Source organism: Citrobacter freundii complex sp. 2025EL-00176, from assembly GCF_053309355.1.
The window spans coordinates 1,243,157-1,269,222 of record NZ_JBRYHT010000001.1 but is presented as its reverse complement, the minus strand read 5'-3'; the positions used below and the strand labels follow the sequence as shown (position 1 = coordinate 1,269,222).

Here is a 26,066-nt window from a genome sequence, read left to right as displayed (position 1 = left end):
CTAGTCCAGTTCGTTATCAAGATCGTTGTTACCAGCTGCCTGAACTGGCGCACCGGCGACGCGGTTATATTTCGGGCTCAGCTGAATGTAGAGGATTGCCATCACTGCGCCAATCACACCCAGAGCAACCAGGTTGAAGTTAGTAAATGCCGCAGTAACGAAGCCGAGGTAGAAGAACGGCATCAGGTAGCCCGCGCGCATCATATTGATGACCATCGCATAACCAACCACTACGATCATACCACCTGCGATGTTCAGGCCGCCGGTGACGACTTCCGGAATGGCGTTGAGCATGCTCTGAACTTCACTGGTACCTACAGAAATCGCCACGATTACCGCCGGGATAGCGATACGCATAGCCTGCAGGAACAGTGAGGACACGTGCAGCCACGAAAGCGCCGTCAGGTTGCCGTTTTCAGCCGCCTTATCCGCTGCGTGCTGGAATGCGACGGTGATAGTACGAACGATGATGGTCAGAACCTGGCCTGCTGCTGCCAGCGGGATAGCCAGCGCGATACCGGCACCAATACTTTGGTGACCCGCGATAACCAGAACGGTAGAGATAATTGACGCCAGTGCGGCATCTGGTGCAACCGCAGCACCGATGTTCATCCAGCCCAGGGCGATCATTTCCAGGGTACCACCGATGATAATACCGGTTTTCATATCCCCGAGAACGGCGCCAATAAGCGTACAGGCCACCAACGGACGGTGGAACTGAAATTCATCGAGTACCGACTCCATACCCGCGATACATGCGACGATGAACACCAGCACAATCTGAAGAGTGGTAATCTCCATTGTACTTCTCCTATTGCTATACAGACTTAAGTGTGAAAACTAAGTAAATGCCAGGGAATTATTTCGCCTTGGCAATCAAATCCATCATTTTCAGTTTCTGATCGGTCGAAACTTTACGCGCTTCCAGCTCAATACCGCGTTCGTTGAGTTTTTTGAAGGCTTCGATGTCTTTTTCATCAACAGAAATTGCGTTGTTTACCTGTGTTTTACCCTGACGGAAAGCCATACCGCCAATGTTTACAGAGGTAATTTTCACACCACCTTCAACGATACGTTCCACATCGGTCGGGTTGGTGAACAACAGCATCACACGCTCGCCTGCATATTTCGGGTTGTTGTAGACGCGGATCATTTTCGCGACATCAACCACATGCGCCGTCACACCCGGAGGTGCGACCTGAGTCAGCAGCGTTTTACGCACGGTATCGGCGGCGACTTCATCGCTGACGACGATAATGCGCGATACGTTGGTTTCTTTGGTCCAGCGAGTGGCTACCTGACCATGAATCAAGCGGTCATCGATACGCGCCAGACCGATCTGCATATAATCGTTCGGGCCCATCGGCTTCGCTGGTGCTGCGGCTTTTGGTGCCGCAACGGGGGCAGGAGCGGCTTTTTCTACCGGTTTCGCTTTCAGCGCTTTCACGCCTTCGCTACCGGTTTCAACGGCCAGTGCAACTAATTCATCGAAGCTCGGGTTGTCATCACGCGCCATGAAAGTTTCAACCAGCATGGGAATGTTCACACCGGCGATAACTTCGTAATGCTCTTTATCGACGACAATGCGGCTCGCAGCGTTAAACGGGCTGCCTCCCCATGTGTCAACGAGAAACAGCACGCCTTTACTGGTGTCGAGTTTTGCCAACTGAGCGTTGTACTTTTCGATCAGCGTTTCGGCATTTTCGCCTGGAACGAAATCGATCCAGCCGACGTTTTCCTGCTCGCCTAACAGCATCTCTGCTGTCTTAAGTAACTGCTCTGCAGCCCAACCATGTGTGCCTATTACAATAGCAATGGTCACTTGCTACCTCCTTTATTATCGTTAACACATCAACGTGAAGATGTATTTGAATCGTCGTCCGCAATCGAATCGATTCAGATAAGGGTTACAAAGAAAAACCTATGATTTTCGTGAATTATTTTAGATATCGAAAAAAATATTTTATGTGATGAAGATCCGTAATTTAACTTCCGATGAAAAGAAATTTCGAAGGGTAAAATATCTCCGAAACAACTTATTGCAAAGGAAGGTAAATCTTTGCTAAAAACCGGTTGTCTCTGTTATGTTTAGCATCTGTTTAATTACTCAGGAGTATAGGGCAGTAGCCCACCATATGGATCGTCACCGACGTCATTTCACCCTCAGGCCGCTTTGCGCCTGTCAGATTGGCACTTTTTGCCACAAAATTTCTCTGCATAATGCTTTAACGCCTGAGATTCTCAGCGCGCAGTTTGGTCATTCCTTAAGCAGGAGCTTGTCATGGAATTATTAATGGACCCGCAGATTTGGGTGGGTTTGCTCACGCTTGTCGTTCTCGAAATTGTTCTGGGTATTGATAACCTGGTCTTCATTGCGATCCTGGCTGATAAGCTGCCGCCGAAACAGCGAGATAAAGCGCGTTTAATCGGTTTGTCGCTGGCACTGATTATGCGTTTGGGCTTGTTGTCCGTGATTTCGTGGATGGTGACGCTGACAAAGCCGCTGTTTACGGTAATGGACTATGCGTTCTCGGGGCGCGATCTGATTATGCTGCTGGGCGGTATCTTCCTCTTGTTCAAGGCTACGACAGAGCTGCATGAGCGGCTGGAAAACCGTGAACATGATACCGGGCAGACGAAAGGGTATGCGAGCTTTTGGGTTGTCGTGACGCAGATTGTCATCCTCGATGCGGTGTTCTCGCTGGATGCGGTGATTACGGCGGTCGGTATGGTCAACCATCTGCCGGTCATGATGGCGGCGGTCGTGATTGCTATGGCCGTGATGCTGCTGGCTTCCAAACCGTTGACGCGATTTGTGAACCAACATCCGACGGTGGTGGTGCTGTGTCTGAGCTTCCTGTTGATGATTGGTCTGAGTCTGGTTGCCGAAGGGTTTGGCTTCCACATTCCGAAAGGTTATCTGTATGCGGCGATTGGCTTCTCGATTGTTATCGAGTTGTTTAACCAGATTGCGCGTCGTAACTTTATTCGTCACCAGTCGACACTGCCGCTGCGTGCGCGGACTGCCGATGCAATCCTGCGTCTGATGGGCGGTAAACGTCAGGTCAGCGCGCAGATGGAATCCGACAATCCGGTACCTGTTCCCGTTCCGGAAGGCGCATTTGTGGAAGAAGAACGCTATATGATCAACGGCGTACTCTCCCTGGCCTCGCGTTCATTACGTGGCATTATGACGCCTCGTGGCGAGATTAGCTGGGTTGATGCGGACCTGAGCGTAGCGGAAATTCGCGAACAGTTGCTTTCTTCTCCACACAGCCTGTTCCCGGTATGTCGCGGTGAGCTGGACGAAATTATCGGTATCGTCCGTGCCAAAGAACTGCTGGTGGCGCTTGAAGAGGGTGTGGATGTGGCGGCGATTGCCTCTGCCTCTCCGGCTATCGTGGTCCCGGAAACGCTGGACCCGATCAATCTGTTAGGCGTTCTGCGTCGTGCCCGCGGTAGTTTCGTGATCGTCACTAACGAATTTGGTGTAGTGCAGGGACTGGTTACACCGCTGGACGTATTAGAAGCTATTGCCGGTGAGTTCCCGGATGCCGATGAAACGCCTGAAATTATTGCTGATGCAGGCGGTTGGTTGGTGAAAGGCGGAACCGACCTGCATGCATTGCAGCAGGCGCTGGATGTGGATACGCTGGTGGATGAAGACGAAGACATCGCGACGGTGGCAGGTTTAGTCATCGCGGCTAACGGTCATATTCCACGTGTCGGCGATGTTATCGAGGTTGCGCCGCTGAGCATTACGATTGTCGAAGCCAATGACTATCGTGTGGATTTAGTTCGCATTGTTAAAGAACAACCCGCTCACGACGAAGACGAGTAATCGGGTTTAGCGAAACGGCATAATGGGCATACTGTGTCGCCCGTTATGCCGGGTGGGCGGCGGCGTGCTGCCCGCCAGCCATTTCGGAAAATCGCGGAGCGGCATTGGCTTCGCATACAGAAAACCTTGTAATAAATGTACACCGTGCCGGCGCAAATGCTGTGCCTGCGCCTGCGTTTCAACCCCTTCTGCCACCAGTTCGATATTCAGTTTTTTTCCCAGCGCGATGATGATGTCTGTAACGGTTGAGTTCACGGCATCGGTTCCGATCGCAGAAGTAAATGATTTATCAATTTTCAGTACATCCGGGCGAAGTTTTTCCAGCCAGGAGAGCGAGCTGTTGCCGGTACCAAAATCGTCAATCGCCAGTTTTACGCCGAGGCGATTTAGCTCGCGAACAATTCGATAATCCACATCCAGTAACGCATCACGTTCGGTAAGTTCGATGACTAATTGCTGAATAGGATGCTGGCTAAACCAGTATTGGTTGAGATCTTTTAACAGCGTGCCGTGGCGAAAATGGCTGGCGGCGACATTGATCCCGATATGAAACTGACTGCTCATGGGGAAGACGTGTCGCTGCTGAATGGTTTCTGCGATGACATGACGCGTCAGGGGGACGATCAGGTTGTGCTCTTCGGCGATGGGAATAAACACTTCGGGAGAGATCCAACCCTGGCGCGGATTATTCCAGCGTAGAAGAATTTCCACCCCCATGCATTGCTGCGTTTGCGCATTGAGCAGCGGCTGGCAGAACAGCTCGAATTCCCGGGCGGCAAGGGCCAGATTAATCTCCCAGGAGAAACTCATTCTGTTGGCGGTTGCCAGCCATGCCAGGTAGCCCACTAACAGACTGAGGATCACCGCCAGCGGCAGCTGTGTTGGCAGATGCTTAATCGCCAGTTCGCTGGCGCCCGGACCGGTAACGCTGATAGTGAATGGGAAATGCTGTGATGAAAGCTGGTAGCGTTTTTCATCCTTTAGCTCCGGTAGTGTCTCGACAACACCTTGTCCGTAGAGCAGATGGCGATTGCCGACGCTTAAGCTGGCATGGGTGATCTGTGGCGGTTGGGGTTCAAGCAGCATCGACGACAATAAATCAATATTAACGATCTCCAGCACGCCATCTTCGCCATCGGCAGAGGATGGATACCATTGCGTCAGAATCGGACTGCCTTTAATCAGCGAATGGTCGGTAGACAGCAGCAGTTGCGGCTCCCGGCTGGGTAATTCAGGCTCCAGTTGACGAACAGGCACATTGCGATAACCAAAAATGCTGGAGCAATACAGAATCCCGCTTTGAATAAGGCTGATAGAGCGCACCGTTTGCAGCCTGGCAGCGTGCTTGCTCAACGGTAAACGCGCGACTGAGCAGGGGAGACCAATCAACGGCAACAGCACATCGCGTCCGGTCTGTAGGGGCAAAAGCACGTGATCCAACTCTTCGACGGCGTGGTTGGCAAAGGTTACGGTATTCCGATGATTTAAATTACGCTCCGAAATAAATCGGACCGTTAAAGTGAGGATAAGCGTTACCAGGGCACAGAGTGTGCAAACAATTAAGCGATTCCGGCGATAGTTTTTAATGATCCGTTGTGCTGTATGCATGCGGGCCGCCCGATAAGCCGTTGGTCACAAAAGCCAAAAGCAACAGAGCAAGTGTAGTGGGGAAAATTACAGCAGACGAGGGAGAGGGGGCAAATTCGCCCATCCGTCGCAGATGGGCGAAAATTAAGTATTAGTCACACTGAACTTTGATTGCCAGGCCACCACGTGATGTTTCACGGTATTTGGCGTTCATGTCTTTACCCGTTTCGTACATGGTCTCAATGACTTTATCCAGCGAGACGCGTGGCGCGCTGGTACGGCGCATTGCCATACGCGCGGCATTGATCGCTTTCACGGAAGCAATGGCGTTACGTTCGATGCACGGAACCTGTACCTGACCGGCAACCGGGTCGCAGGTTAAACCAAGGTTATGCTCCATACCGATTTCTGCCGCAACACACACCTGCTCAGGACTTGCCCCCAGCAGCTCAGCCAGACCGGCAGCCGCCATGGAACAGGCCACGCCCACTTCACCCTGACAGCCGACTTCCGCACCGGAGATAGATGCGTTCATTTTGTACAGCGCGCCAATTGCACTGGCCGCCAGGAAATAGCGGGTGTAGATATCCGGGCTGACGGACTCGATGAAATGATCGTAATAAGCCAGTACCGCAGGCACGATACCGCAGGCACCGTTAGTTGGCGCTGTGACAACGCGACCACCCGCGGCGTTTTCTTCGTTAACGGCCAGTGCAAACATATTCACCCAATCGATCACGTTCATCGGATCGTTGGAGAGTTTGTCGCTGGAGACCAACATACGACGCAGGGCAGAGGCACGACGAGGAACGCGCAGCGGCCCAGGCAGAACGCCTTCGGTATTCATCCCACGATCGATACAGGCCTGCATGGTTTGCCAGACGTTGCCAAAGTACTCTTCAATCTCTTTTTTGCTGTGCAGAGCAAGTTCATTCTGCATCACCATGCCAGAGAGGGAAAGGCCGGTGCTGTTGCAGTATTCCAGCATTTCAGTGGCGGATTTGAACGGATAAGGGACGCTGACCTCATTGGCGGCATCCTGGCCAAAATGTTCTTCATCAACGATGAATCCACCGCCGATTGAGTAGTACGTTTTGCTATAAATGACGGTTTCGCCATTATACGCATGGATCTGCATGCCGTTTTCATGCAGCGGCAGGTTGCCGTTATGAAAACGCATGCCATCATTCTGCGGGAAATCCACTTCGTGCTGACCCTGCGCAAGCAGCAGGCGTCCACGCGCTTCTACATCGCGGATAAATCCGGGAATGCTGTCAATGTCTACGGTAGCAGGCTCGTTGCCCGCCAGACCCATAATAATGGCGATATCGGTGTGGTGACCTTTACCCGTGAGCGACAGTGAACCATACACGTCGACGGCAACACGAGTAACGCTGTCCAGTAATCCTTTTTCGACCAGGTCATCGACGAACTGTTTACCCGCCTTCATAGGCCCTACGGTATGGGAAGATGAGGGACCAATCCCCACCTTAAACATGTCGAATAGACTAATCACGATAATACTCCTACAGGGCGACTGGGCTTTCCAGTAACGATGTTATAACTGCGCATAGTGTAAGAGGGAACGCGGCGATCGGCTTAACTATTCACATGAATTAAACTAATAGATAACCGCGGTTTTACTAATGTTGTGACCTGAGTTTCAAGTTGTCTATGGTGTGCGTAAAGATAAGTATAGTCAGGGCTTGACGCCAATTTGCAGAGCCAGCTCACGAATTATCCCGGCGGTCATTCCCCAGACGAAATATTGCTCATACCAGGAAAGCCAAACGCGGTGTGAATCACCACGACGATAAATATCGAGCGGATGGTAACGCCCTAAATGCAGAGCCTGCGCCAGCGGCATTTCAAACACCGCGGAAACCTCATCTTCACTGGCGCGATACGGCAGATTAGGCGGGATAATGCCGACGACCGGGGTAACCTGGAAACCGGTGACGCTGTCGACCGGCGGCAGTACGCCGATCACCTCAACGCATGACGGCGGAATGGCCACTTCTTCATGCGCCTCGCGAAGGGCGGCGGCGATCAACGAGGCATCGGTGCTGTCCACCGCGCCGCCAGGAAAAGCGACCTGGCCGGCATGTTTGCGTAGATGAACGGATCGCTGGGTTAGCAGCAGACCCGGCTGTGGCCGGCGGACGACGGGGATCAGTACGGCTGCCTGACGCTGGTTTAACGCGGCATGGTTAACCTGCGGGCGCAGGAGTTGGAAGCGCGATAAAAAATCATCAAGCGTCAGGCTGCTGTATTCCACGTGTCAATTCTCCAGTTGGTGCAAAATACGATTCACTTTATCAAATGTTTCCTGATACTCCGCGTCTTCCTGACTGTCCGCCACAATGCCACCGCCCGCAGAACAATAAATGTGTCCGCCAGTCGCCGTCAGGGTGCGAATGGTGATACTGGTGTCCATATTGCCGCAAAAGCTCAGGTAACCAATGCTGCCACACCAGGCGTTACGTCGGTGTGGCTCCAGCTCATCTATAATTTCCATCGCCCGCACTTTCGGCGCGCCGGTGATGGAGCCGCCGGGGAAGGCGGCGCGCAGCAGGTCGGTAGCGTGCAAAGACTCAGGCAGACGTGCGGTAATGGTGCTGACTAAATGATGAACGGCAGGGAACGGCTCGACCACAAACAGCTCCGGAACCTGTACCGAACCCGGCACGGCAACGCGACCAATGTCATTGCGCATTAAATCGACGATCATCAGGTTTTCCGCACGATCCTTCGGCGAATTCGCCAGCCGCCGGGCTTGCTCACGATCGGCATCAGCATCTTCACGTCTTGGCAGCGTCCCTTTAATAGGACGCGTCTGGATGTGCTGGTCTTCCAGCAGAATAAACCGTTCGGGCGAAAGGCTGAGGATTGCGCCTTCCTCAAGGCGAATGAACGCGCTAAACGGCGCACGATTAGCGTGATTGAGTCGGACAAAGGCCTGCCACTCATCGCCCTGATAATGCGCCTGAAAACGCTGGGCGAGATTGACCTGATAACAGTCGCCGCTGTGCAGATAGCGCTGTACCTGGCGGAATTTTTCGCCATACTGCGCGCGACTCATATTGGATTGCCACGCAGAGGTTAAGGCAAACGGTTCACGCGTTGGCGGTTGTTGCGCGTCGAGCCACTTCCGCCGCGCCTCGACATCGGTATGGCTGAGCAGGGATACGGTTTGCAACTGGTGATCGACAATGAGCGCCCAGTCGTAAATGCCGACGGCCATATCCGGCAGGGCAATATCGCGCGTGGCAACCGCGGGTAGAGATTCAAATCTTCTGCCAAGATCGTAGCCAAACAGACCTAACGCGCCGCCCTGAAACGGCAGGTCGGGATGATAGCCGGGCTGAATCTCCTGTGCGCTGAGCGCTGAATGTAATACCGTCATTGGGTCATCAAGCGTGCGTACGGTTGTGTGTCCGTTATGGACAACGGTCTCTTCAGCGTGCGTAACCAGCGTGGCGACGGGATCCGCCACCAGAATATCAAAACGGTTATGTGGATGGTCAGCATGACCCGAATGCAACAGCATCGCCCAGGGGAGATGGCTTAAGGTCGAAAAATAGCGTTCAGCGGCGTCCTGACGCCAGGGTAATGTGATTACAGCGGGAGATAACGTCTTCATCAGTCCTGACTCGTTGCTACTCTACTGGCTAACTGCCCGGTAGCATGAAATAATTAGCGCAGACAATTTAGCAGGAGTTAACAATGTTTGCAGGTTTACCTTCACTCAGTCATGAGCAGCAGCAAAAAGCGGTCGAGCGTATTCAGGAACTGATGTCGCAGGGGATGAGCAGCGGACAAGCGATTGCTCTGGTTGCTGAAGAGTTACGCGCCAGCCATACCGGCGAGCGGATCGTGGCGCGTTTCGAAGATGAAGACGAGTAATGTCGCTTAAACTGCAGCGATAATCTTGATCTCTACTTTGTATTTCGGGTTCATCAACCCGGCCTGAACCGTACAACGTACCGGCGCGTGACCGGCAACAACCCACGCGTCCCAGGCTTTGTTCATCGCGGCAAAGTCACTTTTGTCTGCCAGAAAAAGGGTGGCATCAAGAATATGTGACTTGTTGCTGCCCTGTTTTTCCAGAACAGCATCAATTTGCGCCAGCGTATTCGCCGTTTGTTCAAAGGCGTCTGCATCCAGGTTTTCCGGTACACCGGTGTAATACAACGTGTTGTTATGGATAACCACGTCGGACCAACGCGCTTCGGCATCAATGCGCACAATCGTCATAAATCATTCCTCATTTACGTTTTTCATAATGGCTTCAGGTTGCGCCAAGACTGCCATAATGTTGTGCCTACGTCACCTCTTCAACTGGCGAAAGACACGCTGGCCTGACATAATCCCTGTTCAAATGAACAGGGGGCAGTGTGACGGACGATTTTGCAGCAGACGGTCAGTTGGCTAAAGCGATACCGGGTTTTAAACCGCGTGAACCACAGCGGCAGATGGCCTTCGCCGTTAGCCATGCCATTGAAAAATCACAGCCGCTTGTTGTAGAAGCCGGAACCGGAACGGGTAAAACCTACGCTTATCTTGCCCCTGCGCTACGCGCGGGTAAAAAAGTCATCGTCTCTACCGGTTCGAAAGCGTTGCAGGATCAGCTTTACAGCCGCGATCTCCCGACCGTCGCTAAGGCGCTGGAATTCACCGGCAAACTGGCGCTGCTGAAAGGGCGCTCCAACTATCTGTGTCTGGAACGCCTTGAACAGCAGGCGCTGGCGGGTGGCGACCTGCCGGTACAAACCCTAAGCGATGTCATTCTGCTGCGCTCCTGGTCAAGTCAAACCCTTGATGGCGACATCAGTACCTGCGTCAGCGTGGCGGAAGATTCTCAGGCCTGGCCGCTGGTAACCAGTACTAACGACAATTGTCTGGGCAGCGACTGTCCGCTATACAAAGAGTGTTTTGTCGTCAAAGCGCGTAAAAAAGCGATGGATGCCGATGTGGTAGTGGTAAACCACCATCTGTTTCTCGCTGATATGGTAGTGAAAGAGAGCGGGTTTGGTGAACTGATCCCCGAAGCTGACGTGATGATCTTCGATGAAGCGCATCAGTTACCGGATATCGCCAGCCAGTACTTTGGTCAATCGCTCTCCAGTCGTCAGCTGTTAGACCTGGCGAAAGACATCACCATTGCCTATCGCACCGAGCTGAAAGACACTCAGCAGTTGCAGAAATGCGCTGACCGTCTGGCGCAAAGCGCGCAGGACTTCCGCCTGCAACTTGGCGAGCCGGGCTATCGCGGCAATCTGCGCGAACTGCTGGCTGATCAGCGTGTACAGCGCGCGTTTTTGCTGCTCGATGATACGCTGGAGCTGTGTTATGACGTGGCGAAACTGTCTCTTGGACGTTCGGCGTTGTTGGATGCCGCGTTTGAGCGCGCCACGCTTTATCGCGCCCGTTTGAAGCGTCTGAAAGATATTAACCAGCCAGGCTACAGCTATTGGTATGAATGTACCTCCCGCCATTTCACCCTCGCGCTGACGCCGCTTACGGTGGCGGATAAATTCAAAGAAGTGATGGAACAAAAGCCGGGCTGCTGGATTTTTACCTCCGCGACGCTGTCGGTAAACGACGACCTTCATCATTTTACCGCACGACTGGGTATCGATGACGCCGAGTCGATGCTGTTGCCCAGTCCTTTTGATTACACGCGTCAGGCGCTGCTCTGCGTGCCGCGTAACCTCCCGCAGACCAACCAGCCGGGAGCCGCGCGCCAGTTAGCATCGATGCTGCGTCCCATTATCGAAGCAAACAACGGTCGCTGTTTTATGCTGTGTACCTCACACGCGATGATGCGCGATCTGGCGGAGCAATTCCGCGCCACCATGACGTTGCCTGTCCTGTTGCAGGGGGAAACCAGTAAAGGGCAACTACTACAGCAGTTTGTCAGCGCAGGTAATGCGTTACTGGTTGCCACCAGCAGCTTTTGGGAAGGGGTAGACGTGCGTGGCGATACGCTGTCGCTGGTGATTATCGATAAACTGCCGTTCACTTCGCCTGATGACCCGCTGCTAAAAGCCCGGATGGAAGATTGTCGCCTGCGCGGCGGCGATCCCTTCGAAGATGTTCAACTCCCGGATGCGGTAATCACCCTGAAACAGGGGGTAGGACGACTGATTCGTGACGCGGACGATCGCGGCGTGCTGGTAATTTGCGACAACCGCCTGGTGATGCGACCCTACGGCGCTACCTTCCTGGCGAGTCTTCCGCCAGCACCACGAACGCGTGATATAGCGCGTGCTGTTCGTTTTCTTGCCATACCATCGACTGAGTAATTTGTTACGGAGTGTGGTAAGATGCGCGCCAAATTTATTGATCTGATCACAAACACCCATGCGAATTCTGGCTATCGATACCGCCACAGAGGCGTGCTCTGTTGCCCTGTGGAATGACGGTACTATCAAGGCTCATTTCGAGCTTTGCCCACGAGAACATACCCAACGAATTTTACCGATGGTTCAGGCGATCCTGGCCGCTGGCGAATTAGCCTTATCCGATATCGACGCCCTGGCGTTTGGTCGCGGTCCTGGCAGTTTCACCGGCGTACGTATCGGGATTGGCATTGCTCAGGGGTTGGCGTTAGGCGCGAATTTACCGATGATCGGCGTCTCCACCCTGGCGACTATGGCGCAGGGGGCCTGGCGTAAGTCTGGGGCCACCCGCGTGCTGGCGGCGATTGATGCGCGAATGGGCGAGGTTTACTGGGCCGAATACCAGCGTGCTGAAAATGGTATCTGGCGCGGTGAAGAAACCGAAGCCGTGTTAACGCCTGAACAAGTACATGAACGCTTGCTGCAACTGTCTGGCGAATGGGTCACTGTCGGGACGGGCTGGCCTGCCTGGCCAGAACTCGGTAAAGACAGCGGTCTGACGCTGAGCGAGGGCGATGTTCTGCTGCCGGCGGCTGAAGACATGCTGCCTGTCGCTACGCAAATGCTGGCTGCCGGTAAGACCGTGGCGGTTGAACATGCTGAACCGGTTTATTTACGTAACACCGTGGCGTGGAAGAAACTTCCCGGTAAAGAATGAATCTTAGTAGTACATCCCCGGTTAATTCGCGCAGTCGTCAGTGACCTGCCTTGTGAATTTCCCGGGGCAGGCGCTAAGAAGAGGGAGTCGCAATATGGCGGTGCATAAGCAGGTAGTGAAAGGTGTGTTGGCGGGCGTATTGGCGTTAATGCTAAACGGCTGCGTCACCATCCCGGATGCGATCAAAGGCTCAAGCCCTACGCCGCAGCAGGATCTGGTGCGGGTGATGAATGCGCCGCAGCTGTATGTCGGACAGGAAGCGCGTTTCGGCGGCAAAGTGGTTGATATTCAGAACCAGCAGGGGAAATCCCGTCTGGAAATTGCCACTGTTCCTCTCGATAGCGGGGCGCGACCCGTGCTGGGTGAAGCCTCTCGCGGGCGAATTTATGCTGATGTAAACGGCTTTCTCGACCCGGTGGATTTCCGTGGTCAACTGGTGACCGTCGTCGGGCCGATTAGCGGTACAGTGGACGGAAAAATTGGCAGTACGCCGTATAAATTCATGCTGATGCAGGTAACCGGTTATAAACGCTGGCATATTACTCAGCAGATTGTTATGCCGCCTCAGCCGATCGACCCCTGGTTCTACGGTGCGCGAGGCTGGCCTTACGGTGGCTACGGCGGATGGGGATGGTACAATCCCGGCCCGGCACAGGTTCAGACCATAGTAACCGAGTAACTCTTTGTTTTATTAGTAAAAGAAACAGCGGCTCGTCCGCTGTTTCTGCATTAACGTGGATATAAGAAAAATAAATAGTGACGTGCTTCGCAACCTTGTCGTTGTGTAATAAACAAACTGGTACGCTGAGTTAATATTATGTTAACAGTTTGTTTATTGTCTGGGGTTGTGATGACGACGAATACGCATTTTAGAGGTGATGTATTGAAAAAGGTTTGGCTTAACCGTTATCCCGCTGGTGTCCCTGCGGAGATCAATCCTGACCGTTATCAATCCCTGGTGGAACTCTTTGAACACTCAGTAAGGCGCTATGCCGATCAGCCCGCATTTGTAAACATGGGGGAGGTGATGACCTTCCGCAAGCTTGAAGAGCGCAGCCGGGCGTTTGCGGCCTATTTGCAACAAGGGCTCGGACTGAAAAAGGGCGATCGCGTCGCACTGATGATGCCGAACCTGCTGCAATACCCGGTCGCACTGTTTGGGATTTTACGGGCTGGCATGATCGTCGTGAACGTGAACCCCCTGTACACGCCTCGCGAGCTGGAACATCAGCTCAATGACAGCGGCGCATCGGCGATTGTCATCGTGTCTAACTTTGCTCACACGCTAGAGAAGGTGGTCGATAAAACGTCGGTGCAACACGTGATCCTGACGCGTATGGGCGATCAACTTTCTACCGCCAAAGGGACGCTGGTTAACTTTGTCGTGAAGTACATTAAGCGCCTGGTGCCGAAATATCACCTGCCGGATGCCATCTCGTTTCGCAGTGCGCTGCAAAACGGTTATCGCATGCAATATGTGAAGCCTGAAGTGGTGTCGGAAGACCTGGCGTTCCTGCAATATACCGGCGGGACAACCGGTGTGGCGAAAGGCGCGATGCTCACGCACCGCAACATGCTGGCTAACCTTGAGCAGGTTAACGCCACCTACGGGCCGTTGCTGCATCCGGGTAAAGAGCTGGTGGTAACGGCTTTACCGCTGTATCACATTTTCGCGCTGACAATGAACTGCCTGCTGTTTATTGAGCTGGGCGGTCAAAACCTGCTGATTACTAATCCGCGTGATATTCCGGGACTGGTCAAAGAGCTGGCGAAATACCCGTTCACCGCGATGACCGGCGTCAACACGCTATTTAACGCGCTGCTGAATAACAAAGAGTTCCAGCAACTGGATTTCTCCTCACTGCATCTTTCGGCAGGCGGCGGCATGCCGGTTCAGCAGGCGGTGGCCGAGCGTTGGGTGAAGCTGACGGGTCAGTATCTGCTGGAAGGCTATGGCCTGACGGAGTGCGCCCCGCTGGTGAGTGTTAACCCTCACGATATCGACTATCACAGCGGCAGTATCGGTTTACCGGTTCCTTCCACCGAGGTCAAACTGGTGGATGACGACGATAACGAAGTGCCGCCGGGAGAGCCGGGCGAACTGTGCGTGAAAGGTCCGCAGGTGATGCTGGGCTACTGGCAGCGACCGGATGCGACTGATGAAATCGTCAAAGACGGCTGGTTGCACACTGGCGATATTGCGGTGATGGATGATGAAGGCTTCCTGCGGATTGTCGATCGTAAGAAAGATATGATCCTGGTGTCCGGCTTTAACGTCTACCCGAACGAAATTGAAGACGTGGTGATGCAACATCCTGGGGTCCAGGAAGTTGCCGCAGTTGGCGTTCCGTCAGGCAGCAGCGGTGAGGCGGTGAAAATCTTCGTGGTGAAGAAAGATGCCTCGTTAACCGAAGATGCGCTGGTTACTTTTTGTCGTCGCCATCTGACGGGCTATAAAGTACCGAAGCTGGTGGAGTTTCGTGATGAGTTGCCAAAATCTAACGTTGGTAAGATTTTGCGACGAGAATTACGTGACGAAGCACGTGCCAAAGTGGACAATAAAGACTGAGCGTTAAGTCAGCCAGCAGAAAACGCCGGGTAATCCGGCGTTTTTTTTGGCGTAAACCTAAGAGAGCACGATTTGAATTATCAAATGATCACTACGGACGACGCGTTGGCCACGCTGTGCGAAGCCGTCCGTGAATTTCCGGCGATAGCCCTGGATACCGAATTTGTTCGCACACGTACCTATTACCCGCAGTTGGGGCTGATTCAGCTGTTTGATGGCAAACACGTTGCTCTGATTGACCCACAGGGGATCACTGACTGGTCACCACTACGCGATATTTTGCGTGACACGGCGATAACCAAGTTTCTGCATGCCGGTAGTGAAGATCTGGAGGTGTTTCTCAATGCCTTCGGTGAACTCCCGCAGCCGTTGATTGACACACAAATACTCGCCGCTTTTTGCGGTCGTCCGCTGTCGTGGGGTTTTGCCGCGATGGTGGAAGAGTTTACCGGCGTGGCGTTGGACAAAAGCGAATCCCGTACCGACTGGCTGGCCAGGCCGCTGACCGAGCGTCAGTGTGAATACGCGGCGGCTGACGTCTGGTATTTGTTACCGATCACCACAACGCTGATGGCCGAAACCGAAGCCAGCGGCTGGCTGCCCGCCGCGCTGGACGAATGTCGCTTAATGCAGCAGCGTCGCCAGGAGATTCTGGCGCCCGAGGATGCCTGGCGCGAGATCACCAACGCCTGGCAACTGCGTACCCGTCAGTTGGCCTGTCTGCAACTGCTTGCCGACTGGCGACTGCGTAAAGCGCGCGAGCGCGATCTGGCGGTAAACTTCGTGGTGCGTGAAGAACATTTATGGGCGGTGGCGCGTTATATGCCGGGCAGTCTGGGCGAACTGGACAGCCTGGGTCTTTCCGGCAGCGAAATTCGCTTCCACGGCAAGACGCTGATTTCCCTTGTCGAGAAAGCGCAGGCTTTACCGGAAGCATCGCTGCCGCAACCGCTCCTGAATTTGATGGATATGCCAGGCTACCGCAAGGCGTTCAAAGCCATTAAAGCGCTGGTTGCCGAAGTCAGTGCGGAGCACAATCTCAGCGTCGAGCTGCTGGCTTCACGCCGCCAGATCAACCAGTTGCTCAACTGGCACTGGAAATTAAAGCCGCAGCAATCCCTGCCTGAGCTGATTTCCGGCTGGCGTGGCGAACTGATGGCCGAACGTCTCAACGCGCTGCTGTTGGAGTATCCGCAGTAAGTCACCAGACTTGCCGGGTCGCGCTATTGCTGACCCGGCCTGCTACAAGCTACAAATCCAGAACCAGGCGTTTCCCTTTGGCGCGCGAACAGCAAATGAGCATACTCTGCTGGCTGGCTTTTTCGTCGTCGCTGAAATACTGATCGCGGTGATCTGCCTCTCCTTCCAGAATAGTCGTTTCACAGGTGCCGCAAACGCCTTCCCGGCACAGGCACTCAACCCGCGCGGCTTTGTTATTTTCGATAACCTGCAAAATGGTCATCTCTTCCGGGACGACAAACTCACGTCCTGAACGCGCCAGTACCAGGGTGAAGGCATCACCGCTTTTATCTTCCGCGGCAAATTGTTCGAAATGGAGTATTTCGCTGCTTAGCCCGTGGCGGGTAGCCGCTTCTCTGACGGCATAGTTGAGCGCCGCAGGGCCGCAGGTGTAGATATGCGTGCCGGGTTCCACATCGGCCAGCAGACGCGTTATATCAAGGCGAGTTCCCTCGCTCGACAGATGCAGGTGAATGTGATCGGCGCTGTGGTGTTGTAAGAGTTCGCTAAAAAATGCACAGCTCTCCTGGCTGGGGGCGCAGTAATGCAATTGCCATTGTGCCTGAGATTGTTCCAGCTCCGGGAGCTGCGATAAAAAAGGCGTGATGCCAATCCCTCCGGCAATCAACAGATGTTTTTGTGCCTGAGGCGCGAGGGCAAAGAGGTTGTTTGGTGTGGAAATCGTGATCGTGTCGCCTGGCTTCACATTCTGGTGCAGGTACCGTGAGCCACCTTTGGATCCTTCCTCCAGCCTTACGGCTATTTGATATGTGCTGGTATCCAGCGGTGAACTCATCAACGAGTAGGCATTACTGTAGATATTCTCGCCATCGCGCATCTGTACAATAATATGGCTGCCCCCCTGAAATGCAGGCAGCGACTCGCCTGAAGCTGCCGTTAAGGTGAAGCGTTTTACCTGCGCGGTAATCGTCTCAATCCGGCTGATCCGGACTTCTCGCATTTGATAATCAGACATTGCAGCACTCCCAAAAGAATCTGTCCGGCGCGAAGTCCTCCGCACCGGACCTGTCGTTACAACCCCGGGTTATTCCTGAAATACCTGAGCGACCAGATTATGGAAATGGGCAATGCCATGCTCAGAAATACCACTGCCGCTGGTGTCCGCCATAATGCGTCCCTGGCCGCGATAGCCGCGTGATTTCAGCCCTTTTTGTACGCTTTCAACCAGACGTAAATCTTCTGGACGGAAGACGTTGCGATACCATTCGATCAGTTCTTTCTGCTCTTCGGTCAACTCTTCGTTAGTGAAGTAGATGTCGTAATTTTGCAGCGTGGTTTCCGCATCCACCGGGAATTCGTAGATAACGGTCATCATGCCTTTGATTGGCGTCACGTTAAGCATGGTGCACGGCCACAGCCAGAAACCGTGGAAGGCGGCATCAACACCATCTTCGAACTTAAATGACTGCTCAGAGGGTTTGGCGAAACCGTATTGCAATGTCCAGTTGCCATGCATGGTGTGCCAGTAACGGTCAACCTGTACCGAGTCGGAAAAGCCGGGATGCGCTGGTCCGCAGTGGTAGCATTCCAGATAGTTATCGACGATATTCTTCCAGTTGGCCGGGGTGCGGGTAGTAAAGCGTGCCGCCAGTTTCAGTTCGTGTACGTCAGGGCAGGCTTCGATAACCTTATCTGCAAGACCGGGGAGCTGTTCTTCCACACTGCCCGCGTTCGGGTCCATGTTGATAAACACGAATCCTGCATACTCTTCCAGACGTACTGGCGTCAGGTGGGCTTTTTCGCTGTCGAAGTTGGCAACGTTCTCGCAGTTACGCGCGTGCGCCAGATTGCCGTCAAGTTTGAATGCCCATGCATGATAAGGACAGGTAATCACATTTTTTGCTTTCCCTTCGCCACTCAGTAGCTGATGACCGCGATGTGGGCAGACGTTGTAGAAAGCTCTCAGCACGTTATCGCGACCGCGAACCAGTACAATGTTTTCGCCAATCACTTCCCGGGTAACATAGTCATTGGGTTTTGCCAGTTCGCTACTGTGGGCCACGCAAATCCAGCTTTTCGCAAACACGTTCTCTTGTTCATGCTCGAAAGCCTGCTGGTTAGTATAAAACCGCGCCGGAATAGTCCAGGCATCCTGCGGATTGGCACAAAAATTTTGCGGCAGAATAAACTCAGGGTTCAGATTGCTCATTGGATTACCTTTAATTTGTGAGTAAGAGGATTTATGTACTGGCGCTTAATTATCGCCTTTGAGTAATGTCCCGGCCGGTGGCGCAATGGGGGCGTTAAGTGGTGTTTCGGGTAGATGACCTTCAATTTGGTGCGCAGGAACGTGGGCATAGTCCTGGCGTACCCAGCGAAGAAAACCACCTACTTTCACCAACAAAATGGCGAGGAAGGGAAGCGCGGTCAGAACGACCGTGGTCTTCATGGTTTCCAGTGAGGCGCCGGTGAATAAAATCGATAATGGGATCAGTGTGATGACCACGCACCAGAACAGACGTAAGCTGCGCTCAGGATCTTCCCCTTCTTGCAGGTTGCGCGTACTGGTGGCCGCCATAGTGTAGGCGACGGCATCCATGTGCGAGGCGAGGAATATAATCATGATCGCCAGATATGCCACCAGGAATAGTTTCCCGGCAGGCAACGACATCAAAACTTGCTGTACGGCAGTCTCACCGCCAAGCGTCGCCATGATCTGCGGGACATCTATCACGCCGTTCACAAACTGATGAATGGAGTAGCTTTCCATTACGCCGAAGAAGAACCAACAGCCGACGGTGCTGCCGAGGATCAGGGCCCAAATCACCTCTTTAATCTTGCGACCGCGGGATACGCGTGTGACAAACATCGCCACGCCCGGGGTGTAGGAAATCCACCATAGCCAGTAGAACACCGTCCAGTTACGGGTGAATTCACCGTTGCCGAGCGGGTCGGTGAACAGACTCATCTGCAAAAAGTTTTGCGTCGTCAGGCCAATGGCGTTGATGATGTTATTAGTGATGAACTCGGTCGGGCCGACGATCAGCACCAGTAGCGGCAGTAAAAATGCTCCCCAGCCGACCATTTTGCTCAAACGTTGCAAACCATTGTTGATACCAATCCATGAGCTGAGGCAAAAAATGCCGCCAGAGAACAGGATCACAAACGCCTGCACCATAAAGTTATCCGGCAAACCTGTCAGAGCCGACAAACCGCGGGTAAAGGTTGCGGCGGTGACCACCAGGGAGATGGTTAATGCGCCAACGGTGGCGATCAAAAACATCAAGTCTACCAGGCGACCCCAGACGCCCTGCTGATGCACGCCGGTGATAGCGGCAATAATCCCGGACAGGCTCAGCCCTTTGTTTTTACGCACATGGAAGTGGTAGGCCATGGTTAATGAAGCCAGCGTGTAAGTCGCCCATGCGCTAATACCCCAATGGAAAAAGGAGTAGGGCAGACTGAATTCCAACGCCTTTTGCGAGTGGGGCGCAATATTCAGGCCCGGTGTCTGGTAATAATAGGCCCACTCAGCAACGCCCCAGTAGAGGGTGGAAGAGCCTAACCCGGCGCATATAAACATAAACAGCCAGGACAGCGTACTGTATTCCGCTTTACCTTCTCCCAGACGAATATTGCCGTATTTGCTGGTGGCCAGCCAGACCACCAGCCCCATGGCCATAAGAACCAGAATTTGCACGGCTGAACCCAGCATACGGGTGACGCCGTTAAAAATGGTATTTGCGACTTGTGCAGACTGCTGAGGGAAGAGACTAAGTGTGGCGGCGATAAAAAGAATCGCCACCAGGCTGATGGCTATCAGCGGCACGTCTTTTTTCTTTACGTTGCTCAACATGGGATCTCCTGGGCACAGTTGCCCGCGTATGGCATTAGCCTGTCATTGTTATCATGCTGTAGGGGGAAAATGACTTATCTTGTATTTAACAATTTTATTATTTGTTCTTCACATGAATTAAACAATTGCCGGATGCGTGAAGCAATAAAACACGGAACGGAAATAATAAAAGGTGAATTGGCGCAGGTTATTTGGCTTACGAAACGCATAAAAAAACCGCGTCAGTGACGCGGCTCATATTTCATGGTTTGACCTCTAAGACAATGCCCGACTGATGGCCTCACCCACTTGTTGTGTGGTGGCGTTACCTTTCATGTCTGGCGTTTTCGGGCCGCTGGCAATAACTTGCTCAATTGCCGCCAGAATGCCGTCGTGGGCGGCCTTATAGTTGGCATCACCGTTGCCAAGGAAGTCGAGCATCATCGCGCCAGCCCAGATAGTGGCAATAGGGTTGGCGATGTTCTTGCCGTAGATATCAGGGGCTGAACCGTGTACTGGCTCGAACAGGGACGGGAAAGTGCGTTCCGGGTTTAAGTTGGCTGATGGCGCAATGCCAATTGTACCGGTACAGGCCGGACCAAGATCGGAGAGAATATCGCCAAACAGATTGGAAGCCACCACGACGTCAAAACGTTCTGGCTGCATCACAAAGCGGGCGCAGAGAATATCAATATGCTGTTTATCCCAGCGGATCTCGGGATAGTTAGCCGCCATCGCTTCGACGCGCTCATCCCAGTAGGGCATGCTGATGGCAAGACCGTTTGATTTAGTCGCTGAGGTTAGCGTTTTGCGCGAGCGGCTTTGTGCCAGTTCAAAGGCGTAACGCAATATACGGTCGACACCACGACGAGTGAAGACCGATTCCTGGATCACCATCTCGTGTTCGGTACCTTCGCTCACGCGTCCGCCGAGGGAAGAGTACTCTCCCTCGGTGTTCTCACGCACGACGTAGAAATCAATGTCACCCGGCTGTTTGCCCGCCAGCGGACAAGGGACGCCGGGGAACAGTCGCACCGGGCGCAGGTTAACGTACTGGTCGAATTCGCGGCGAAACTTAAGCAGCGAACCCCATAGTGAGATGTGGTCCGGGACGGTGTCCGGCCAGCCAACGGCGCCAAAATAGATAGCATCGAAGGATTGCAGCTGTTCACGCCAGTCATCCGGCATCATCTTGCCGTGATGTGCATAGTATTCGCAACTGGCCCACTCCATTTGTTCAAAACTGAGCGACAGACCCCAGCGCTCGGCGGCTGCCTGTAACACATGAATGCCTTCAGGCAGGACTTCTTTACCAATGCCATCTCCGGGGATAGCGGCAATACGACAGGTTTTCTTCATAGCAGCTCTCACTTGTACGCCATCAAAATTGACTTTCCCCTCATCCTATAATTGACTGAACGGTAGTTAATCCCCCTAACTGGTGAAACATAAAACACAGATCATGAATAATCTGCCGCTGTTAAATGATTTGCGCGTCTTTATGCTGGTTGCGCGTCGCGCGGGTTTTGCTGCCGTTGCCGAAGAATTGGGTGTATCACCGGCTTATATCAGTAAGCGTGTAGCCATGCTGGAGCAGACGCTGAACGTGGTGCTGTTACACCGGACTACACGGCGGGTGACCATCACGGAAGAGGGGGAACGGATATACGAATGGGCGCAGCGGATCCTGCAGGATGTTGATCAGATGATGGACGAACTGTCCGATGTCAGGCAGATCCCGCAAGGGATGTTACGTATTATCAGCAGCTTTGGTTTTGGCCGCCGGGTAGTGGCTCCTGCGTTGTCTGCGCTGGCGAAAGAATACCCGCAGCTTGAGCTGAGGTTCGATGTTGAAGACCGCCTGGTGGATCTGGTGAATGAGGGCGTCGATCTCGATATTCGTATTGGGGATGATATCGCACCCAATCTGATTGCCCGTAAACTGGCGACTAACTATCGCATTCTTTGCGCCTCGCCGGAGTTTGTGGCGCAGCATGGAATGCCGAAGCAGCTCAACGATCTCTCGACTTTTCCCTGTCTGGTCATTAAAGAGCGTGACCATCCGTTTGGTATCTGGCAAATGCGCAATAAAGAGGGGACTCACTCAATTAAAGTCACCGGACCTCTGTCGTCTAATCATGGCGAAGTGGTGCATCAATGGTGTCTTGACGGCCAGGGAATCGCTCTGCGTTCGTGGTGGGATGTCTGTGGCAACATTGCCAGCGGACATCTGATACACATATTGCCCGAGTATTATCAACCAGCAAATATTTGGGCGGTTTATGTTTCACGCCTGGCGACGTCGGCCAAAATCCGTATTACCGTTGAGTATTTGCGCCGCTATTTTGCCGAAAACTACCCGAAGTTTACTTTGGAATAAATGCCTTGCAGATTGGCAAAGGACTAAAATTAAAAAAGGCAGAATAATCTGCCTTTTTTGCAACCATGACGTATTCACACAAAAGGTTATTTAGACTCTTCTGCTTCCGGTAATGTCACGTTGAGCTCGAGGATCGAAATATCGCCGTCTTTTTGTTCAAGCTGTACGGTGACCATTTCTGGATCAATTTGTACATACTTGCAGATAACGTCGAGAATATCCTTCCTCAGCTGCGGTAAATAATGTGGCTCGGCGTCACTACGACGACGTTCCGCAACAATAATCTGCAGTCGCTCTTTAGCGATGTTCGCTGTGCTCTTTTTCCGCGAGAGAAAAAAATCCAGTAATGCCATAACTTATCCTCCGAACAGGCGTTTGAGGAAACCTTTCTTCTCTTCTTCAATGAAGCGGAAAGGACGTTCTTCTCCCAACAGACGGTCTACGGTATCAGCATAGGCTTTACCGGCATCAGCATTGATGTCGAGAATAACCGGCTCACCCTGGTTAGACGCGCGCAGGACTGACTGATCTTCAGGAATCACGCCAACCAGCTTGATTCGCAGAATTTCCAGTACGTCTTCCATGCTCAGCATGTCACCTTTATTTACGCGGCCAGGGTTGTAGCGCGTAAGCAACAGATGCTCTTTAATCGGCTCTTCACTGTTTTCTGCGCGACGGGATTTTGACGCCAGAATACCCAGAATACGGTCAGAGTCACGTACGGAAGAGACTTCCGGGTTAGTGGTGATAATAGCTTCATCAGCAAAATACAGGGCCATCAGCGCGCCGGTTTCGATACCCGCCGGGGAATCGCAGACGATGAAGTCAAAATCCATCGCTTTCAGATCGTCCAGAACTTTTGCGACGCCTTCACGCGTCAGCGCGTCTTTATCGCGGGTCTGTGAGGCCGGAAGAATAAAGAGATTCTCGGTACGCTTATCTTTGATTAACGCCTGATTTAACGACGCATCGCCCTGAATAACGTTGACGAAGTCGTAAACGACGCGGCGTTCACAACCCATAATCAGATCAAGGTTACGCAGGCCGATATCAAAATCAATAACGACAGTTTTCTTTCCCTTCTGGGCCAAACCTGTAGCGATGGCCGCGCTGGAGGTGGTTTTGCCAACGCCCCCTTTACCCGAAGTAACAACAATAATGCGTGCCATAGAAATTCCTTGTTAAAAAGGGATCAATTCAACGGTTGAACTGTCAAAGCGTTCTCTGCTAATTGCAGACGTGCCGCTTTGCCATAAAATTCTGCTGGGATTTTATCACTCAGCCAATAAACACCTGCGATAGACACCAGTTCTGCCGTCAGATGGGTACAAAAAATTTGCGCTTCCCGGTCACCGCTTGCGCCTGCGAGCGCACGCCCTCTCATCATCCCATAAACATGAATATTGCCATCAGCGATAAGCTCTGCGCCTGCACTGACGTGGCTTGTAACAATCAGATCACATTGTGGAGCATAAATGCGCTGACCGGAACGAACCGGTACATTTATTAATCGTGTTTTTGTGACGGGAGTAACGTTTTGCGGCGGCGGGACGGGAGCCGGAGCCTCAACAGGCGCGGGACGAATCGCTTTTTCTTTACCTTCAGTCAGTAAAGGAAGTCCCATTTCGTCAATTTCAGCCTTTAATCGGGCATCTTTGCACCCGCTAACGCCAATAATGCGCAAGCCGGTAGACGCGACAACTTCCTGCAGCGCCGGCCAGTTTACCGGGCTTTCAAGACCACTCACGTTAACCACCACGGGCGCATGTTTTAAAAATGCAGGTGCCTGCGCGATTTTGTCTTCCAACGCCTGACGAATAACCTCGGGTTCTGCTTCATGTAAATGAACCACTGATAAGGTGAAGCTACTGCCTTTAAGCTCGATTGGCGTGTTTGACATCCTGGCCTTACTCAATTTGCTATTTATCATCCCCAGCGCGGGGTGATATTCCGAAGACTATAAGGCATGTTATAGTCAGTATTATATTGAGGCAAGCCACCATTCCGTGAATTCAGAGTAAAAGATATGTTTTGTGTGATCTACCGAAGCAGCAAACGTGACCAGACTTATTTATATGTCGAAAAAAAAGACGATTTCTCGCGAGTTCCTGAAGAACTGATGAAAGGATTTGGTCAGCCAACGCTGGCAATGATGCTGCCGCTTGATGGCCGAAAAAAACTGGTTAATGCCGATCTTGAAAAAGTAAAACAGGCGCTAACCGAGCAGGGCTATTATTTACAAATACCGCCACCGCCAGAAGATTTACTCAAACAACATCTGGCAGTGACCAAACAAAATACATCAGACGCTAAACGTTAAACTGCATCCGGCAGCAGCACGTTCCATCGATGCAGTACCTGAAATCTATGACTACGTTAGGGGAAAGTAATGTATCAACATCACAACTGGCATGGTGCTCTGCTGGATTATCCGGTGAGTAAGGTGGTTTGTGTAGGCAGTAACTATGCCAACCATATAAAAGAGATGGGGGGAACTCCCCCGGAAGAGCCGGTACTGTTTATAAAACCGGAAACTGCGCTGTGTGATTTGCGCCAGCCGCTGGTGATCCCATCCGATATGGGGTCGGTTCACCATGAGGTTGAGCTGGCTGTACTGATTGGCGCAACCTTACGCCAGGCGACAGAAGAACATGTGCGTAAAGCCATCGCGGGCTATGGCGTAGCGCTGGATCTGACCCTGCGCGATATTCAGGGGAAAATGAAGAAAGCCGGACAGCCGTGGGAAAAAGCGAAGGGCTTTGATAACTCTTGTCCGCTGTCAGGATTTATCCCGGTGGCGGAATTTGATGGTGATCCGCAGGATACGATGCTCGGCCTGACGGTAAACGGCGAAACGCGCCAGCACGGCTCAACGGCAGATATGATCCATCCCATTGTTCCTTTGATTGCCTATATGAGCCGTTTCTTTACGCTCAAAGCGGGCGATGTGGTGCTGACGGGTACGCCAGCAGGCGTTGGGCCGTTAAGCAGTGGTGATGAACTGGCTATCAGTTTCCATGGACAAACGCTGACCACCCGCGTGCTGTAATCTCTGCTTGCCGCCTTTTTGGGCGGCAAAACTTGCATCAGCGTGCCAGACTGGTTATAAGGTGCAGCTTTATGACGATAGCGGATACCCTGATGAGCGACATACCTTTCTGGCAAAGTAAAACCCTTGATGAAATGACCGATGCCGAGTGGGAGTCATTATGTGATGGGTGTGGTCAATGCTGCCTGCATAAGCTGATGGATGAAGACACCGACGAAATCTATTTTACCAACGTCGCCTGTAAGCAGCTCAATATTAAAACCTGTCAGTGCCGTAACTACGAACGTCGATTCGAATACGAGCCGGACTGCATCAAGCTAACGCGTGATAATCTACCTACCTTTGAATGGTTGCCGGTGACCTGTGCTTATCGTTTGCTGGCGGAAGGAAAAGGGTTGCCAGAATGGCATCCGTTGCTCACTGGGTCGAAAGCGGCAATGCATGGCGAACGTATTTCGGTACGTCATATTGCGGTGAAAGAATCAGAAGTGCGTGACTGGCAGGATCATATTTTGAACAAGCCTTCATGGGCGGACTGAGCCG

The 26,066-nt window shown here is 52.7% G+C and carries 26 protein-coding genes; 12 read left to right on the top strand and 14 right to left on the bottom strand.

Annotated elements, in window-relative coordinates; all coding sequences use genetic code 11:
• Entirely contained in the window at positions 1–801 is an 801-nt protein-coding gene (locus tag ACVXHP_RS06210) for a PTS mannose/fructose/sorbose transporter subunit IIC (RefSeq protein WP_005122174.1), read from the bottom strand.
• A 58-nt stretch (positions 802–859) separates the two neighbouring features.
• Positions 860–1,822 carry a PTS mannose transporter subunit IIAB gene (manX, locus tag ACVXHP_RS06205; RefSeq protein ID WP_200006161.1) on the bottom strand — a complete coding sequence of 321 codons (963 nt, stop codon included), beginning with the start codon at positions 1,820–1,822 and terminating at the stop codon, positions 860–862.
• 262 nt (positions 1,823–2,084) lie between these two features.
• Between manX and ACVXHP_RS06200 the strand changes: the two genes are divergently transcribed.
• Together ACVXHP_RS06200 and yoaE are read left to right on the top strand one after the other, a co-directional pair.
• Entirely contained in the window at positions 2,085–2,294 is a 210-nt protein-coding gene (locus ACVXHP_RS06200; protein ID WP_407062851.1) for a protein YoaL, read from the top strand.
• Entirely contained in the window at positions 2,282–3,841 is a 1,560-nt protein-coding gene (yoaE, locus tag ACVXHP_RS06195) for a CNNM family cation transport protein YoaE (protein WP_304699835.1), read from the top strand. Before ACVXHP_RS06200 ends, yoaE begins: the two co-directional genes overlap by 13 nt.
• Before the next feature lie 6 nt (positions 3,842–3,847).
• Here yoaE and ACVXHP_RS06190 read toward each other — a convergent pair whose 3' ends face one another.
• The 4 genes from ACVXHP_RS06190 to pabB all read right to left on the bottom strand — a co-directional run bounded on the left by ACVXHP_RS06190 (position 3,848) and on the right by pabB (position 9,074).
• The gene (locus tag ACVXHP_RS06190; protein WP_316130636.1) at positions 3,848–5,449 is read right to left on the bottom strand and encodes an EAL domain-containing protein; all 1,602 of its coding nucleotides are present in this window, start codon (positions 5,447–5,449) and stop codon (positions 3,848–3,850) included.
• Positions 5,450–5,579: 130 nt separating this feature from the next.
• Positions 5,580–6,944 carry an L-serine ammonia-lyase gene (sdaA, locus tag ACVXHP_RS06185; RefSeq protein ID WP_447571067.1) on the bottom strand — a complete coding sequence of 455 codons (1,365 nt, stop codon included), beginning with the start codon at positions 6,942–6,944 and terminating at the stop codon, positions 5,580–5,582.
• A 183-nt stretch (positions 6,945–7,127) separates the two neighbouring features.
• A complete protein-coding gene (locus tag ACVXHP_RS06180; protein WP_038641269.1) occupies positions 7,128–7,706 on the bottom strand; it encodes a CoA pyrophosphatase in 579 nt (192 codons plus the stop codon).
• A gap of 3 nt (positions 7,707–7,709) precedes the next feature.
• Positions 7,710–9,074 carry an aminodeoxychorismate synthase component 1 gene (gene pabB / locus ACVXHP_RS06175; RefSeq protein ID WP_316129092.1) on the bottom strand — a complete coding sequence of 455 codons (1,365 nt, stop codon included), beginning with the start codon at positions 9,072–9,074 and terminating at the stop codon, positions 7,710–7,712.
• A gap of 80 nt (positions 9,075–9,154) precedes the next feature.
• On the opposite strand from pabB, the gene ACVXHP_RS06170 reads away from it, so the two are divergent.
• A complete protein-coding gene (locus tag ACVXHP_RS06170) occupies positions 9,155–9,334 on the top strand; it encodes a YoaH family protein (RefSeq protein WP_003020986.1) in 180 nt (59 codons plus the stop codon).
• A 6-nt stretch (positions 9,335–9,340) separates the two neighbouring features.
• Here the strand turns inward: ACVXHP_RS06170 and ACVXHP_RS06165 are convergent, their stop codons facing one another.
• The gene (locus ACVXHP_RS06165; protein ID WP_447571066.1) at positions 9,341–9,685 is read right to left on the bottom strand and encodes a RidA family protein; all 345 of its coding nucleotides are present in this window, start codon (positions 9,683–9,685) and stop codon (positions 9,341–9,343) included.
• Positions 9,686–9,825: 140 nt separating this feature from the next.
• Here ACVXHP_RS06165 and ACVXHP_RS06160 point away from each other — a divergent pair, with 140 nt between their 5' ends.
• The 5 genes from ACVXHP_RS06160 (at position 9,826) to rnd (ending at position 16,259) form a co-directional block, all read left to right on the top strand.
• Positions 9,826–11,736, top strand: a complete 1,911-nt coding sequence (locus ACVXHP_RS06160) for an ATP-dependent DNA helicase (RefSeq protein WP_447571065.1) — start codon at positions 9,826–9,828, stop codon at positions 11,734–11,736.
• A 58-nt stretch (positions 11,737–11,794) separates the two neighbouring features.
• Positions 11,795–12,490, top strand: coding sequence for a tRNA (adenosine(37)-N6)-threonylcarbamoyltransferase complex dimerization subunit type 1 TsaB (tsaB, locus tag ACVXHP_RS06155; RefSeq protein ID WP_447571064.1), 696 nt, complete (start codon positions 11,795–11,797; stop codon positions 12,488–12,490).
• A gap of 94 nt (positions 12,491–12,584) precedes the next feature.
• Complete coding sequence (locus ACVXHP_RS06150; RefSeq protein WP_200006166.1) at positions 12,585–13,169, top strand: Slp family lipoprotein; 585 nt, start codon at positions 12,585–12,587, stop codon at positions 13,167–13,169.
• 204 nt (positions 13,170–13,373) lie between these two features.
• Positions 13,374–15,059 (top strand): long-chain-fatty-acid--CoA ligase FadD, encoded by a 1,686-nt coding sequence (fadD, locus tag ACVXHP_RS06145; protein WP_447571063.1) that lies wholly within the window; start codon positions 13,374–13,376, stop codon positions 15,057–15,059.
• A gap of 84 nt (positions 15,060–15,143) precedes the next feature.
• Positions 15,144–16,259: a ribonuclease D gene (gene rnd / locus ACVXHP_RS06140; RefSeq protein WP_447571062.1), complete on the top strand. Its 1,116-nt coding sequence runs from the start codon at positions 15,144–15,146 to the stop codon at positions 16,257–16,259.
• A 49-nt stretch (positions 16,260–16,308) separates the two neighbouring features.
• On the opposite strand, the gene ACVXHP_RS06135 is transcribed toward rnd, so the two are convergent.
• The 4 genes from ACVXHP_RS06135 to ACVXHP_RS06120 form a co-directional block, all read right to left on the bottom strand.
• The gene (locus tag ACVXHP_RS06135) at positions 16,309–17,274 is read right to left on the bottom strand and encodes a PDR/VanB family oxidoreductase (RefSeq protein WP_447571061.1); all 966 of its coding nucleotides are present in this window, start codon (positions 17,272–17,274) and stop codon (positions 16,309–16,311) included.
• 69 nt (positions 17,275–17,343) lie between these two features.
• Positions 17,344–18,468 carry a carnitine monooxygenase, oxygenase subunit YeaW gene (yeaW, locus tag ACVXHP_RS06130; protein WP_447571060.1) on the bottom strand — a complete coding sequence of 375 codons (1,125 nt, stop codon included), beginning with the start codon at positions 18,466–18,468 and terminating at the stop codon, positions 17,344–17,346.
• A gap of 45 nt (positions 18,469–18,513) precedes the next feature.
• The gene (locus ACVXHP_RS06125) at positions 18,514–20,115 is read right to left on the bottom strand and encodes a BCCT family transporter (protein WP_447571059.1); all 1,602 of its coding nucleotides are present in this window, start codon (positions 20,113–20,115) and stop codon (positions 18,514–18,516) included.
• Positions 20,116–20,370: 255 nt separating this feature from the next.
• Positions 20,371–21,453, bottom strand: a complete 1,083-nt coding sequence (locus ACVXHP_RS06120) for a tartrate dehydrogenase (protein WP_304699815.1) — start codon at positions 21,451–21,453, stop codon at positions 20,371–20,373.
• 103 nt (positions 21,454–21,556) lie between these two features.
• On the opposite strand from ACVXHP_RS06120, the gene ACVXHP_RS06115 reads away from it, so the two are divergent.
• Complete coding sequence (locus ACVXHP_RS06115; RefSeq protein WP_316129084.1) at positions 21,557–22,474, top strand: LysR family transcriptional regulator; 918 nt, start codon at positions 21,557–21,559, stop codon at positions 22,472–22,474.
• 86 nt (positions 22,475–22,560) lie between these two features.
• On the opposite strand, the gene minE is transcribed toward ACVXHP_RS06115, so the two are convergent.
• Genes minE through minC form a run of 3 tightly spaced genes read right to left on the bottom strand, consistent with a single transcriptional unit; the run spans position 22,561 to position 24,374 of the window.
• Positions 22,561–22,827, bottom strand: a complete 267-nt coding sequence (gene minE / locus ACVXHP_RS06110; RefSeq protein WP_003833739.1) for a cell division topological specificity factor MinE — start codon at positions 22,825–22,827, stop codon at positions 22,561–22,563.
• Between the two features lie 3 nt (positions 22,828–22,830).
• Positions 22,831–23,643, bottom strand: coding sequence for a septum site-determining protein MinD (gene minD, locus ACVXHP_RS06105; protein WP_042307876.1), 813 nt, complete (start codon positions 23,641–23,643; stop codon positions 22,831–22,833).
• Between the two features lie 23 nt (positions 23,644–23,666).
• Positions 23,667–24,374, bottom strand: a complete 708-nt coding sequence (gene minC / locus ACVXHP_RS06100; protein ID WP_200006174.1) for a septum site-determining protein MinC — start codon at positions 24,372–24,374, stop codon at positions 23,667–23,669.
• Between the two features lie 126 nt (positions 24,375–24,500).
• On the opposite strand from minC, the gene ACVXHP_RS06095 reads away from it, so the two are divergent.
• The 3 genes from ACVXHP_RS06095 to ACVXHP_RS06085 all read left to right on the top strand — a co-directional run bounded on the left by ACVXHP_RS06095 (position 24,501) and on the right by ACVXHP_RS06085 (position 26,062).
• The gene (locus ACVXHP_RS06095) at positions 24,501–24,794 is read left to right on the top strand and encodes a YcgL domain-containing protein (RefSeq protein WP_304699811.1); all 294 of its coding nucleotides are present in this window, start codon (positions 24,501–24,503) and stop codon (positions 24,792–24,794) included.
• A gap of 69 nt (positions 24,795–24,863) precedes the next feature.
• Positions 24,864–25,523, top strand: coding sequence for a fumarylacetoacetate hydrolase family protein (locus ACVXHP_RS06090; RefSeq protein ID WP_200006176.1), 660 nt, complete (start codon positions 24,864–24,866; stop codon positions 25,521–25,523).
• A gap of 92 nt (positions 25,524–25,615) precedes the next feature.
• Positions 25,616–26,062, top strand: a complete 447-nt coding sequence (locus ACVXHP_RS06085; RefSeq protein WP_447571058.1) for a YcgN family cysteine cluster protein — start codon at positions 25,616–25,618, stop codon at positions 26,060–26,062.
• The last annotated feature ends 4 nt before the right edge of the window (positions 26,063–26,066 follow it).